We start from the raw sequence: 13,989 nt of genomic DNA on the forward strand, positions 1-13,989 counted from the left end.
ATAGCTGAGCAGAGTGAGGCAAGCAATGACTGAACACGTTCAAGTCGGTGGCCTGCGGGTCGCCAAAGTCCTGTTCGACTTCGTGAATAACGAAGCCATCCCCGGAACCGGCCTCACCGCCGATGCGTTCTGGGCCGGTGCCGACAAAGTCATCCACGACCTGGCCCCGAAGAACAAAGCCCTACTCGCCAAACGCGACGATTTCCAGGCACAGATCGATGCCTGGCACCAGGCCCGCGCCGGCCACGCCCACGATGCCGTGGCTTACAAAGCCTTCCTGCAAGACATCGGTTATCTGCTGCCAGAAGCGGCGGACTTCCAGGCCACGACGCAAAATGTCGATGACGAAATCGCCCGCATGGCCGGCCCGCAGTTGGTCGTGCCGGTGATGAATGCCCGCTTCGCTCTCAACGCATCGAACGCCCGCTGGGGTTCGCTGTACGACGCGCTGTACGGCACCGACGCCATCAGGGAAGCCGATGGTGCGGAAAAAGGCAAAGGCTACAACAAGGTGCGCGGCGACAAGGTCATCGCCTTTGCCCGCGCCTTCCTCGACGAAGCAGCCCCGCTGGCAGCCGGCTCCCATGTCGATTCCACCGCTTATAAAATCGTCGACGGCAAACTGGTGGTCACCCTCAAGGGCGGCAGCAACAGCGGCCTGCGTGACGATGCCCAGTTGATTGGCTTCCAGGGCGATGTCTCGGCACCGACCGCCGTGCTGTTGAAGCACAACGGCCTGCATTTCGAAATCCAGATCGACGCCAGCACCCCCGTCGGCCAGACCGATGCCGCCGGCGTCAAAGACATCCTGATGGAAGCCGCGCTGACCACCATCATGGACTGCGAAGACTCGGTCGCCGCCGTTGATGCCGATGACAAAGTGGTGATCTACCGTAACTGGCTCGGCCTGATGAAGGGCGATCTGTCGGAACAGGTCGCCAAGGGCGGTCAGACGTTTACCCGCACCATGAACCCCGATCGTGCGTACACGACTGTCGATGGTTCGGGCCTGACCCTGCATGGCCGCTCGCTGCTGTTCGTGCGTAACGTCGGTCATCTGATGACCATCGACGCGATCCTGGACAAGGACGGTCATGAAGTACCGGAAGGCATCCTTGACGGCTTGATCACCAGCCTGGCGGCGATCCACAGCCTCAACGGCAATACTTCGCGGCGCAACAGCCGTACCGGCTCGGTGTACATCGTCAAGCCGAAGATGCACGGGCCGGAAGAAGCCGCGTTCACCAACGAGCTGTTCGCCCGCGTCGAAGACGTGCTGAACCTGCCGCGCAACACCCTCAAGGTCGGGATCATGGACGAGGAGCGCCGGACCACGGTCAACCTCAAGGCCTGCATCAAGGCCGCCAGCGAACGCGTGGTGTTCATCAACACCGGTTTCCTGGACCGCACCGGCGACGAAATCCACACGTCCATGGAAGCCGGCCCGATGGTGCGCAAGGCCGACATGAAGGCCGAAAAGTGGATCGCCGCGTACGAAAACTGGAACGTGGATATCGGCCTGAGCACCGGCTTGCAGGGTCGCGCGCAAATTGGCAAGGGCATGTGGGCCATGCCGGACCTGATGGCCGCGATGCTGGAGCAGAAAATCGCTCATCCTATGGCCGGTGCCAATACCGCATGGGTTCCATCGCCGACCGCTGCTGCGCTGCACGCGCTGCACTATCACAAGGTCGACGTGTTCGCCCGTCAGGCCGAACTGGCCAAACGTAGCCGCGCCTCGGTGGACGACATCCTGACCATCCCGCTGGCCGTCAACCCGAACTGGACACCGGAGCAGATCAGGAACGAACTGGACAACAACGCCCAGGGCATCCTCGGTTACGTGGTGCGCTGGATCGACCAGGGCGTAGGTTGCTCCAAGGTGCCGGACATCAACGATATTGGCCTGATGGAAGACCGTGCGACGCTGCGTATTTCCAGCCAGCACATCGCCAACTGGCTGCGCCACGGCATCGTCACCCAGGAGCAGGTGATGGAAAGCCTCAAGCGCATGGCGCCGGTGGTGGACCGCCAGAACGCCAGCGACCCGCTGTACCGGCCACTGGCACCGGACTTCGACAGCAACATCGCCTTCCAGGCGGCGGTGGAGTTGGTGATCGAAGGCACCCGGCAGCCTAACGGCTATACCGAGCCGGTGCTGCACCGTCGCCGTCGCGAGTTCAAGGCAGCCAATGGGCTGTGATTGAGCGGTAGACACTGCAACGAAAAAAAAGCCCTGATCTTTCGATCAGGGCTTTTTCATTGCAAAATCACCAAGCCCTGGCTGATGCTCGACTCATCGGGGCGAGGGGGATTTATCTGTGGGAGCAAGCCTTGCCTCCACAGACAATTTTAAAGGTCCATCCCCAGCTCATGCTTGACCAGGCCCAGCAATTTTTCCGTATCAATGGGCTTGAGCAAAAAATCCACTACGCTCAGATGCATCGCTTCAATGGCGTCCTTCACGTCCGCATCGCCGGAGACGAGGATAATCGGCAACGCTGCCCGCTCCGACTCCCGCACCAGACGGACCAGCTCCAGGCCATCGACATTGCCCATACGCAAGTCAGTGATCAACAGGCCGATCGACGGCTTGGTTTCCAGCAACTTGAGCGCCGTTTCACCGCTGGCGGCGGTCATGCAATGAATACCGTCCAGCGCCAGAATTTCCGAGAGCAACTCGCGGGCGTCCTTGTCGTCATCGACGATCAAGACTCGCTGCGGCGGCAAATCAGGTTCCAGCATGACGGCACTCAGCGCCTCGCGCTCGGCGTCACTCAAAATATCGTGGTCGGACATGATGCTCTCTACGTTCTTTAAATCGGTCCCCGGCACAGTGGTCAGACATCGTTCTGCTGCGCTTCAATGTGCACTTCGTCGGATTTTTTTCCAAGTATATTTGTTGCAGGCTTTTCGGAGGCCAAACGTGGGATTTTTCTACAGTTTCGCCGCCTTTGCGGCGACCTAGACTTACGTCCAATGGGCACCCTACCCTCAGGGGTTGACCATGGGGACAGATCCGACCACTACAATTCAAAAAAGACTGCGCCATGGTTATGAAAAAAACGGACGCCTTTACCCAGGCAGGGAAAACCGCGGTGTTGCAGAACATCCAGGGAACGCTGCAATTCCTTCAGCGTTTTCCCCCGTTCAACCAAATGGAAAACGCTCACCTGGCTTACCTGGTGGAGCAATGCCTGCTGCGTTTTTACGCACTGGGAGAAACCATCATCAAACCGGCCGACGGTACGGTGGAACACTTCTATATCGTCAAGCAGGGCCGGGTCGTGGGCGAACGTCCGCATTCGGCGAAAGCAGGCACCGAGACCACTTTCGAAATCACCACCGGCGAATGCTTCCCCCTTGCCGCGCTGCTGGGGGAGCGAGCCACCCGCACTGAGCACCGGGCCGGCGAGGACACCTTTTGCCTGCAGTTGAACAAGCCGGCATTCATCAAACTGTTCGCCCTGTCGAGCCCGTTTCGTGATTTCGCCCTGCGTGGGGTCAGCAGTCTGCTTGACCAATTCAATCAGCAAGTCCAGCAGAAGTCCGCGCAAACCCTGGGCACCCAGTACTCCCTCAACACCCGGCTGGGCGAACTGGCGATGCGTCATCCGGTGAGTTGCCCCCCTGACATGCCACTGCGCGAAGCGGTGAAACTGATGCACGAGCAGCAGGTCGGAAGCATTGTAGTGGTGAACGAGCAGAAAGCGCCGGTAGGGATCTTTACCCTGCGTGACCTGCGGCATGTGGTCGCCGACGGTTCCGGGGATTTTTCCGAAGCCATTGCCGCGCATATGACCCCGACACCTTTTTATCTTTCGCCGGACCACAGCGCCTTCGACGCGGCCATTGCCATGACTGAGCGCCATATCGCCCATGTTTGTCTGGTCAAGGACCACCGCTTGTGCGGCGTGGTGTCCGAACGCGATCTGTTTTCCCTGCAGCGGGTCGACCTGGTGCATCTGGCACGGACCATTAGCAGCGCCCCGAAAGTGGAGAGCCTGGTGGCCCTGCGCGGCGAGATCGGGCAATTGGTCGAGCGCATGCTGGCCCATGGCGCATCGTCAACGCAGATCACCCAGATCATCACACTGCTCAACGACCACACCGTGTGCCGGGTCATCGAACTGACCCTGGCCGACAAGGGTGATCCGGGCGTGCCGTTCAGTTGGTTGTGTTTCGGCAGTGAAGGCCGACGCGAGCAGACCCTGCACACCGACCAGGACAACGGCATCCTGTTCGAAGCCCGGGACGCCGCCCATGCGGCGCAGATCCGCGGGCTGCTGCTGCCCATCGCCCAACAGATCAACCAGAGCCTGGCCCTCTGTGGTTTCACCTTGTGCAAGGGCAACATCATGGCCGGCAACCCGGAGCTGTGCCTGTCCCGCGCCGAATGGGCCCGACGCTTTGCCGCGTTCATTCGGGAAGCGACGCCGGAAAACCTGTTGAGCTCGAGTATCTATTTCGACCTGCGGGTGGTCTGGGGCGACGAGCAAGGCTGTGAGCAGTTGCGCCAGCAGGTGCTCGAACAGGTGGCCGATAACCGCCTGTTCCAGCGCATGATGGCCGAGAACGCGCTGCGTCATCGTCCGCCGGTGGGACGCTTCAGGGATTTCGTGCTCAGCCGCAAGAACGGCGAAAAAGCCACTCTGGACCTGAAGGTGCAAGGCCTGACGCCTTTTGTCGACGGCGCCCGCCTGCTGGCCCTGGCCAATGGCATCGAAGCCAACAATACCCTGGAGCGCCTGCGGCAACTGGTCATCAAGGACGTGATCCAACCGCTCGATGGCGCGGCCTATGAAGAGGCCTATCACTTCATTCAGCAAACCCGGATGCAACAACATCAACTGCAAACCCGCGAGAACCTGCCCTACTCCAACCGGGTCGACCCCGACAGCCTCAATCATCTGGACCGGCGCATTCTGCGCGAATCCCTGCGCCAGGCCCAACGGCTGCAAAGCAGCCTGACGCTGAGGTACCAGTTGTGAGCATTTTTTCCTGGTTACGCCCGGTCCAACCGATGTTGTCTGAATACGTGCAACAGCGCCTGGACCGCCTGCCGGCACCTTCGCCTCTGGGGGAGTACAGCCTGAGAGAGCAACGCTGGGTGGTGCTGGATCTGGAAACCACGGGGCTGAACCTGAATAAAGATCAGGTGCTGTCCATTGGTGCGATCGTCATAGAAGACGGTGCCATCGACTTCAGCCAGCAGTTCGAGCGCACCTTGCAGTGCGACAAGCAGAAGCTGGGGCCAAGTGTATTGATCCATGGCCTGGCGCCGAGTGAAATCGCCGCCGGCAGCGATCCGGCCGAGGCGCTGCTGGCGTTCATGGAGTTCGTCGGCGACAGTCCACTGCTGGCGTTCCACGCACCGTTTGACTCCCACATGCTGGGGCGGGCCCTGAAGGACTACCTCGGTTATCGCTTGCAGCATCCGTTTCTGGATGTCGCTGACCTGGCGCCGATGCTCTGTCCTCAGGCGCACTTGCGCAAGGCTGGACTGGACGACTGGATCGACTGGTGCAAACTGCAAGTCTTCGACCGCCATAACGCCAGCGCCGACGCCCTGGCCACCGCCGAATTGGCGCTCATTCTGTTCAGCCGTGCCCGTCAGCAGCAGATCCATAGCCCGCTTGACCTGCAACAGCGCCTGAGCCAATGGAAGCGGCGGCAACGGGCGCCTTCGCTTTAATCCAAGGCTGCTTGACCTGTGGGGGCAAGCCTTGCTCCCACGGATCACCTGAACCCGCGGATCGTGCTCCGACCAGCGCCAATTGCTTTCCCTCCCCCGTCTCTGCGACAATCGCGAACAATTCTCGTTACTTAAAACGTCGGTGATGCTTCGTGTCGTCAGTCCCAAGCCCCCACAGTGATCTGGTTGGTGCGTTGTACCGTGACCATCGCAGGTGGCTATTGGCATGGCTGCGCCGCAACGTGGCCTGCCCACAGCGGGCCGAAGATCTGAGCCAGGATACCTTCGTGCGCCTGCTGGGCCGGGAGGATCTGACAGCGCCCCGGGAGCCCAGGGCGTTTCTGGTGGCGATCGCCAAGGGGTTGCTGTTCGATTATTTCCGTCGGGCGGCGCTGGAGCAGGCTTACCTCACCGAGCTGATGCTGATCCCGGAAAACGAACAGCCGTCGGTGGAAGAGCAGCAACTGATCCTCGAAGACCTCAAGGCTATTGACCGGCTGCTCGGAAAATTGTCGAGCAAGGCCCGTGCCGCCTTCCTTTATAACCGCCTCGACGGCCTCGGCCATGCAGAAATCGCCGAGCGCCTGGGGGTTTCCGTGCCACGGGTGCGGCAGTACCTGGCCCAGGGCATGCGCCAGTGCTACATCGCACTTTATGGTGAGCCAACATGAGCACGCCTTCTTCCAAACCCGTCTCGACCGGGGTTCTGGATGCGGCCATTGCCTGGCAACTGTCCCTGGATTCAGGCGGCGGCAGCGCCCAGGAGCGTGAAGCGTTCGCCCAATGGCATGCCGCCGACGAAGAACACGCCCGGGCCTGGCGGCAGTTGGGCATGCTCGACCAACGTTTCAGTGTCGCCAACGGCCCTGGGCGAGCCGCGTTGTTGCAATCCAGAGCAAACATTCGTCGCCGGGTGCGCAAGGTCGGCAGCAGCCTGGCCAGCATTGTTGCAGTGATCGGTCTGGCGTTGTTTGCCGGAGATCGTTACTTGCCGCTGGATTACTGGCTGGCCGACCAGCGCACCGCCACCGGCGAGCAACGCATCCTGCGCCTGGCCGACGGCACGCTGATCAACCTCAACACCCACAGTGCGCTGGACGTGCGTTTCGATGACACGCAGCGACGTATTGTCCTGCAAGAAGGCGAGATCCTGGTGGAAACCGGCCACAACGATCCGCGTCCGTTTATCGTTGAAACCCGCGAAGGCAGCATGCGCGCCCTGGGCACCCGATTTTTGGTCAAGCGAGAAGCAGAAGGCACGCGCCTGAGCGTGTTGAAGTCGGCGGTGGCGGCGCATCCGCAGGCCACCGACGAAGAACAGATCTTGCGCGAAGGCCAGCAGGTGTTGATGCGCCGCGGCGGCCTCGGGCCGACGATGGTCCTGAGTCCGGGCGTCGATGCCTGGACCCGCGGCATGCTGGTGGTGGACAACGCCCGCCTCGAAGACCTGGTCCATGAGCTGGGGCGCTATCGGCGCGGCTACCTGGGCGTCGAGCCACACGTGGCAGACCTGCGCATCACTGGCAGCTTCCCGCTGCACGATACCGATCTGGCATTGAGCGCCCTGCTGCCGACCTTGCCGGTGCAGGTCGAGCATCACACGCGCTGGTGGGTAGTGGTGGGGCCGAGGGCCGCGCCGAAACCCTGAGAGATCTTTTATCAGGTAGGCCGCCTTCGCGAGCAAGCCCGCTCCCACATGGAAATGCGGACTCCTGTGGGAGCGGGCTTGCTCGCGAAGAGGCCTGTTGCCTCAGCACAAAAACCAGACTGGACGCCTCAATCCGCAAACCGAATCTAAATTATTTTCATCCAGCCCTATCACTTTTGAATTTTCATCCGGCACCCAGGCAATTGAGAAATATTTCCATTCAGGAGCCGCCGTATGTCCCGCCCGCTAGACACCCTGTTGCGCCCCAGTCTGTTGGGCCGTTGCCATCGCTTTTGCCGCCCCGTTGGTCAGCGGCCCGTTGCTGGCCGCCGAACAAGCTTCGAGCGTGCGCGCCTACAACTTGCCCGCCGCGCCATTGGCCACCACCTTGAACCAGATCGCCAGTCAGGCCGGGCTTGCCCTGAGCCTGACCCCGTCCCTGGCCTCGGGAAAAAACTCGGCACCGGTCCAGGGCCAGTTCGACGCCATTGGTGCATTGCGTGAGGCCTTGCGCGGCACAGGCCTTCAACTGGAACAAAGCAGCGCCGGCACCTACAGCCTGGTGGCCGTACCCGAAGGCGTCATGGCGCTGCCGGAAACCAGCGTGATCGGCGCCGGCCTCAGCGAAACCGCGTGGGGCCCGACCGACGGCTACGTCGCCACTCGCACGGCGGCCGGCACCAAGACGGATACGCCGATTGTCGAACTGCCACGCTCGGTTTCCGTGGTCACACGCCAGCAGATGGAAGATCGCTCGGTCCTCAACCTCAATGACGCCCTGCGCTACACCGCTGGCGTGCAGAGCAGCGGCTACGGCTCGGACTCACGCAATGACTGGCTGCTGGTGCGCGGCTTTGTACCGACGCAGTTTCTCGATGGCCTGCCGCTGCCCAAGGGCAACTACGTCACGCCGAAAATCGAGCCCTGGAACCTCGAACGCATCGCCGTGCTGCGTGGTCCGGCATCTTCGGTCTACGGCCAGACGCCACCCGGTGGCATGCTGGACATGGTCAGCCGTCGCCCGCAAGCTCAAAGCAGCCACGAGGTCGAACTGCAAGCCGGCAGCAACGAACACAAGCAGATCAACTTCGACAGCACCGGCAAGGTCGATGACGAAGGCCAGTTCCTGTATCGGCTCAGCGGCACGGTGCGCGACAGCAACGCCCAGGTCGATCACATCCCGGACAAACGCTACAACATCGCCCCAAGTCTGACCTGGAACATCAACGACGACACCCGCCTGACGTTCCTGTCTCAGTACACCCGCGACGACACCGGCATCACCGGGCAATTCCTGCCACTGCAAGGCACCAAGCTATCGTCGCCGGCCGGCAAGATTTCCCACCACAAAAACCTGGGTGACCCGGACTGGGAATTCTACGACCGCACCTACTACGCCCTCGGCTATGCGTTTGAACATCGTTTGAACGACACCTGGCAGTTCCGCCAGAACCTGCGCTATACCAAGAGCGATCTGGAGTCCCAAGGCATCACGGCGGGAACATTTCCTCCTGACCAAGCAGTAAGCCCCGACGGCACCGTCAAGCGCAGCGCCGGGATTGTTGACGAAGACATCAGTCAGTTCGCCGTCGACAACAACTTCCAGGCCGATTTCCAGACGGCAAGCCTGAGCCACACCTTGCTGCTGGGCCTGGATCACCAACGTTCCAACAGCAATTCGCGTTGGCTGTGGGGTTCCACCGGTGTTCCCGACAGCAATATCCATAACCCGATCTACGGACAGGATTTTTCCAACGTTCAGTATTTCACCATGTACGACTACAACCAGAAGACCCAGCAAACCGGTCTCTACGTCCAGGACCAGATCGCCCTGGACAACTGGCGCCTGACCCTCGGTGGTCGTGAAGACTGGATTCACACCGGCACCGAGTTCCACAACCAGGCCGGGGCGACCAACACCCAGCGCGACAAGAAATTCAGCGGCAACGCGGCGCTGAGCTACGTCTTCGATAATGGCGTGACGCCGTATATTTCCTTTGCCCAGTCCTTCCAGGCAGCGGCCGGCACCAACGTCAACAGCACCGATGCATTCAAGCCGACCGAAGGCGAACAGTATGAAGCCGGCATCAAGTACCAGCCGCCCGGCACCAAAACCCTGCTGACGGCGGCGGTGTTCGACCTGACCCAGCAAAACAACTCCGTCACCGAAAACAACATCACCCGCCAAGTAGGTGAAGTGCGAGTACGCGGCCTCGAACTGGAGGCGACCGGTGACGTGACCGACAGCCTGAAGCTGGTCGGCTCCTACACCTACAACGACAGCGAAATCACCAAAGGCACCGCGGCTGAAGAAGGCAAGCGCATGGCCCAGGTGCCGCGTCACCAGGCTACCGCATGGGCCGATTACACCTGGCACAACGGCCCGCTGGACGGCTTTGGTGTCGGTGCAGGTGTGCGTTATGTCGGCGACACCTATGGCAACACCACCAACACCGATTGGGGACATGTCGGTTCCTATACCGTGTATGACGCGTCGGCCCATTACGACCTGGGGCGCCTGAACAACTCGCTCAAAGGGGTTTCGGTGGCGGTGGACGCAAAAAACGTCTTCAACAAGGACTACCTGTCCACTTGTGACGGTTCCTACTGCTACTACGGCGATCAACGCAGCGTCGTCGCCAGCGTGAAATACAAATGGTAAACGGTTAGCATTTGCAAAATCTTTTGAGGGCACCTGTAACTGAGATCCGTCAGTCAAATGAAATCCCTGTGGGAGCGGGCTTGCTCGCGAAGACGGCGTAACAGTCAACATTGATGTTGTCTGGCACACCGCTTTCGCGAGCAAGCCCGCTCCCACAGGTTTCTCGGCAGACCTCAGGCATCGGGGCCCTTTTGCATTCGGATCAATCATGAAAAGCAAAACCATCCGCCGCTGGTCCTTCGTCCACACCTGGACCAGCCTGATCTGCACGGTGTTTCTGCTGATGCTGGCGATCACCGGCCTACCGTTGATTTTTCATCACGAAATCGAACACCTGCTAGGCGATGCTCCCGAGCTTCGGCAGATGCCGGCCAACACACCACAGTTGGACCTTGCGCAACTGGTGGAAAAAGCCAAGGCCCATCGCCCGGGTGAGGTGGTCCAGTATTTTGGCTGGGACGAGGATGATCCCAACGGTGTCATCACCATCATGGCGCCGACGCCGGGCACCGAACCCAACTCCTCTCACACGTTCATGCTCGATGCCCGCACCGGCGAGGCCCTGGAAATGCCCTCGGCCAACGGCGGTTTCATGATGGTGATGCTGCGCTTGCATGTGGATATGTTCGCCGGCTTGCCAGGCAAGTTACTGTTGGCGTTCATGGGCCTGTTGTTCGTGATCGCCATCGTCTCCGGTGTGGTGTTGTACCTGCCGTTCATGCGTCGCCTGAAATTCGCCACGGTGCGCCAGGACAAATCCACGCGCCTGCGCTGGCTCGATTTGCACAACCTGATCGGCGTGGTCACGCTGGTCTGGGCGCTGACGGTGGGCGTGACCGGCGTCATCGCGGCGTGCGCCGACCTGATCATCGCCGCCTGGCGCAACGACAGCCTCAGCGCCATGGTCGAGCCCTATCGCGACGCCCCGCCGCTGACGCAACTGGCCCCGGCGACCCGCTTGCTGGACATCGCCAAAGAGGTTGCGCCGGGCATGGAACCCAGCTTCATCGCCTTCCCCGGCACGCTGTTTTCCAGCGCACACCACTACAGCGTGTTCATGAAAGGTGACACCCACCTGACCTCCCATTTGCTGACACCCGTATTGATCGACGCCAGCACCCTGGATGTCACTGCCGTGGCTGAACGGCCGTGGTACATGGATATGATGAGCCTGTCCCTGCCGCTGCACTTCGGTGACTACGGCGGTCGGCCGATGCAAATTTTCTGGGCGACCCTGGACGTGCTGACCATCATCGTCCTCGGCAGCGGCGTTTACCTGTGGGTCGTGCGGCGAAAAGCGGCCAAGCGCGCAACCCTCGGCACGGAGGTCGCTTCGTGAGGCCCCGGCAGTCGAGTTTCTGGAAAGTGTTTGGTATTCCCGTGGCAATCGGCGTGCTGAGCGCGGCGGGGTTATTTTCGGCATTGCTGGGCGATGGGGCCTGGGATGCCGTGAGCTGGGTTGGGCTGGGAATACCGACGGTCTTGGCGACTTGGGGCTTATTCAAACGCGGATAACTCCTGCCAGACGCGTCCCCTGTGGGAGCGGGCTTGCTCGCGAAGGCGGCGTGTCAGTCGCGATTTTGTTTCTGACACGCCGCCTTCGCGAGCAAGCCCGCTCCCACACTGGAACTCGCCAGCCGCCTTGGAACTGTCTAGGCTAAGCCCCTGCCCGTTAATCGAGGATACCTGCATGTCGGCCCCCAGCATGACGTTGTTCCACAACCCCGCTTCGCCTTTCGTGCGCAAGGTCCTGGTGCTGCTGCACGAAACCGGCCAGCAGGACCGCGTGGCGTTGCAGCTCAGCCAGCTCACGCCAGTCAGACCGGATTTGGCGCTCATTGATGACAACCCCCTGAGCAAGATCCCGGCCCTGCGCCTGGCCAATGGAAATGTGATCCACGACAGTCGCGTCATTCTTGATTACCTCGACCACCAGCATGTCGGCAATCCGCTGATCCCCCGGGACGGCGCGGCCCGGTGGCGGCGCCTGACCCTGGCGTCCCTGGCTGACGGGATCATGGATGCCGCGGTGATGATTCGCTACGAAACCGCCCTGCGACCTTCAGAAAAACACTGGGCCGAGTGGCTCGATGCGCAACGGGACAAGATCCGCCGCGCCCTGGGCATGCTCGAAGCCGAGGCAATTGCCGAACTGGCCTGCCATTTCGACATTGCATCCATCAGTGTGGCCTGCGCCCTGGGTTACCTGGACCTGCGCCATCCCGACCTGGAATGGCGCAAGACCAATCCGCAACTGGCACAGTGGTTTGCCGAAGTGAGCTTGCGGCCCTCGATGGTTGAGACGGTGCCCAAGGTCTGACTTTGCGGTGACTGTACCGACGTCATCGCGGGCAAGCCTTACTCCCACAGGTTGAGCCCGGCCCTTGTGGGAGCAAGGCTTGCCCGCGATGGCAGCGCAGCGGATCCAAGGGAAACAACTGCGCTACCCGCATCACCAACACTTCCCGCCATTGCCGGTCCTCGCGCAACCCCAGCGACCGGCTCATTTCACCTCTCCCAGATCGAACGTCATCGCCGCCGCAGGCTTGGCTCCCACCCGGTACCAGTCCAGCTTACGGGTCAATATCATGAACACACCGAGCAGGCCGAACAGCAACAGCGAGCCCATCAGCAAGGCGTAGTCCTCGGCACTCAACAATCCATAGAGCAAACCGTACAAGCCCGCCAACCCTGCCGAAAACCCCAGGCCATGGCTCACGCTGCGCAACACATGGCAAACGTAGAATCCGATCAGCAGCACACAGGCGCTGGCTGATACCAAGTACGCCAGGGCAAAACCGATGTGTTCCGACAGGGACAGCAGCAACAGGTAAAAGAACGCCAACGCCACGCCCACCAACGCGTACTGAACCGGATGCACCGCCAGGGTCTTGAGTACCTCGAAGAGAAAGAACCCGGCAAACGTCAGCGCTATGAACAGCAGTGCATATTTGATCGCCCGATCGCTCTTGAGGTATTGGTCCACCGGATCGATGAAACTCACACCAAAGGCACGGCTGCGGAACGCTTCACAGCCATCGCTTGGCTCGCAGGCCTGCAGGGTTTCCAGCAAATTTGTAGAGAAAAACGATGTCTGCCAGTCGGCACTGAAGCCCTGCTCATTGATGTCGCGCTGGGTAGGCAAATAGTTGCCGATAAAGCTTGGGTGCGGCCAGTCGGCCGACAGGTGCACTTGGGTGGATTTACCTACCGGCAGAATCTGTAACTGACCGGTGCCTTGCAGCCGCAGGTCAAAACCGAAGGTCAGCTCAATGCTGCCCTGGGCCGTGACCATCGGCAGCGGCACATGCACGCCCTGTCCCAGCCAGCCGATCCGCGAGCCGGGCAGGAAATCGACGGTCTGCTGGTTGAACGTCAGGGTCAGTGCATTCTCGATGCCGCGGATGTCGCTGATGCCCACGCTCAGGTACGGTTCGTCAAAGCGGTAGTCGGCAAAATCCTTGGCGGCCACGCCGAAACGCTCAGGCACCTTGAAGTGGCCGTCGATCCGGTTGTCGGCATGAAACAACCGCGCTTCATAGATACCGCGTGCACGGGTTTCTGTGCGGATCTGGCCGTCGATGTCCAATTGCTCCGGCAGAAAATACAACTCACCGCTTTGCTCAACGGTTTCCAGGAAACGCACCCCGGTCTTCTCGTTGGTATTCCAGACCCGCACATCCTTGCGAAACGGCACCACGATCATCGGCCCGATGAGTTGCTGGCTGTGACTGGAACTGCGGGCGATGTCCTGCAGTACGCCGTCGCGCAGTTCCTGACGCTCGTCGATGAGGCCGTTGATCATCAACAGCGGGATCATCAGCAAGAGGATCAATAGGGCGATCATGCCCAGTTTTATGGCGAGGCTGCGGTTCATGTGGGGCTCTCCCTGTTCGAATGAGGGCGAGCTTGAGCCAGCAGTGTGCTGGGGTTATGGAGAGATTGTGGAGATTGTGTGGAGACTGAACGGGCCCCTTCGCGGGC

General features: G+C 60.8%; 10 protein-coding genes and 1 pseudogene. 9 read left to right on the top strand and 2 right to left on the bottom strand.

Going from position 1 to position 13,989, the window contains the following annotated elements:
* Positions 1-25 precede the first annotated feature (25 nt).
* Entirely contained in the window at positions 26-2,203 is a 2,178-nt protein-coding gene (locus PSH57_RS26465) for a malate synthase G (RefSeq protein ID WP_305386332.1), read from the top strand.
* Positions 2,204-2,352: 149 nt separating this feature from the next.
* On the opposite strand, the gene PSH57_RS26470 is transcribed toward PSH57_RS26465, so the two are convergent.
* Positions 2,353-2,799 carry a response regulator gene (locus PSH57_RS26470; RefSeq protein ID WP_047228125.1) on the bottom strand — a complete coding sequence of 149 codons (447 nt, stop codon included), beginning with the start codon at positions 2,797-2,799 and terminating at the stop codon, positions 2,353-2,355.
* 251 nt (positions 2,800-3,050) lie between these two features.
* Here PSH57_RS26470 and PSH57_RS26475 point away from each other — a divergent pair, with 251 nt between their 5' ends.
* From PSH57_RS26475 to PSH57_RS26510, 8 genes and pseudogenes are all read left to right on the top strand, one after another.
* Positions 3,051-4,991 carry a putative nucleotidyltransferase substrate binding domain-containing protein gene (locus PSH57_RS26475; RefSeq protein ID WP_305386336.1) on the top strand — a complete coding sequence of 647 codons (1,941 nt, stop codon included), beginning with the start codon at positions 3,051-3,053 and terminating at the stop codon, positions 4,989-4,991.
* Positions 4,988-5,695 (top strand): 3'-5' exonuclease, encoded by a 708-nt coding sequence (locus PSH57_RS26480; RefSeq protein WP_305386338.1) that lies wholly within the window; start codon positions 4,988-4,990, stop codon positions 5,693-5,695. Before PSH57_RS26475 ends, PSH57_RS26480 begins: the two co-directional genes overlap by 4 nt.
* A gap of 152 nt (positions 5,696-5,847) precedes the next feature.
* Entirely contained in the window at positions 5,848-6,366 is a 519-nt protein-coding gene (locus PSH57_RS26485; protein WP_305386340.1) for an RNA polymerase sigma factor, read from the top strand.
* Complete coding sequence (locus PSH57_RS26490; RefSeq protein WP_305386342.1) at positions 6,363-7,343, top strand: FecR domain-containing protein; 981 nt, start codon at positions 6,363-6,365, stop codon at positions 7,341-7,343. The genes PSH57_RS26485 and PSH57_RS26490 overlap by 4 nt, the downstream gene beginning before the upstream one ends.
* Before the next feature lie 234 nt (positions 7,344-7,577).
* Positions 7,578-10,005: pseudogene (locus PSH57_RS26495) on the top strand (TonB-dependent siderophore receptor).
* A 208-nt stretch (positions 10,006-10,213) separates the two neighbouring features.
* On the top strand, positions 10,214-11,344 hold the full coding sequence (locus PSH57_RS26500) for a PepSY-associated TM helix domain-containing protein (protein WP_305386348.1): 1,131 nt from the start codon (positions 10,214-10,216) through the stop codon (positions 11,342-11,344).
* The gene (locus PSH57_RS26505; RefSeq protein WP_305386351.1) at positions 11,341-11,520 is read left to right on the top strand and encodes a hypothetical protein; all 180 of its coding nucleotides are present in this window, start codon (positions 11,341-11,343) and stop codon (positions 11,518-11,520) included. Before PSH57_RS26500 ends, PSH57_RS26505 begins: the two co-directional genes overlap by 4 nt.
* 175 nt (positions 11,521-11,695) lie before the next feature.
* Complete coding sequence (locus PSH57_RS26510; protein ID WP_305386354.1) at positions 11,696-12,325, top strand: glutathione S-transferase; 630 nt, start codon at positions 11,696-11,698, stop codon at positions 12,323-12,325.
* Positions 12,326-12,508: 183 nt separating this feature from the next.
* Here the strand turns inward: PSH57_RS26510 and creD are convergent, their stop codons facing one another.
* Positions 12,509-13,882 (bottom strand): cell envelope integrity protein CreD, encoded by a 1,374-nt coding sequence (creD, locus tag PSH57_RS26515; RefSeq protein WP_305386357.1) that lies wholly within the window; start codon positions 13,880-13,882, stop codon positions 12,509-12,511.
* Between the last annotated feature and the right edge of the window lie 107 nt (positions 13,883-13,989).

The organism is Pseudomonas hefeiensis (assembly GCF_030687835.1).
Lineage (GTDB): Bacteria > Pseudomonadota > Gammaproteobacteria > Pseudomonadales > Pseudomonadaceae > Aquipseudomonas > Aquipseudomonas hefeiensis.

Bases quoted from the DNA above. Each gene is read 5' to 3' on its own strand.
- PSH57_RS26465 (WP_305386332.1), top strand. From the start codon at position 26: ATGACTGAACACGTTCAAGTCGGTGGCCTGCGGGTCGCCAAAGTCCTG.
- PSH57_RS26470 (WP_047228125.1), bottom strand. From the start codon at position 2,799: ATGTCCGACCACGATATTTTGAGTGACGCCGAGCGCGAGGCGCTGAGT.
- PSH57_RS26475 (WP_305386336.1), top strand. From the start codon at position 3,051: ATGGTTATGAAAAAAACGGACGCCTTTACCCAGGCAGGGAAAACCGCG.
- PSH57_RS26490 (WP_305386342.1), top strand. From the start codon at position 6,363: ATGAGCACGCCTTCTTCCAAACCCGTCTCGACCGGGGTTCTGGATGCG.
- PSH57_RS26500 (WP_305386348.1), top strand. From the start codon at position 10,214: ATGAAAAGCAAAACCATCCGCCGCTGGTCCTTCGTCCACACCTGGACC.
- PSH57_RS26510 (WP_305386354.1), top strand. From the start codon at position 11,696: ATGTCGGCCCCCAGCATGACGTTGTTCCACAACCCCGCTTCGCCTTTC.
- creD (WP_305386357.1), bottom strand. From the start codon at position 13,882: ATGAACCGCAGCCTCGCCATAAAACTGGGCATGATCGCCCTATTGATC.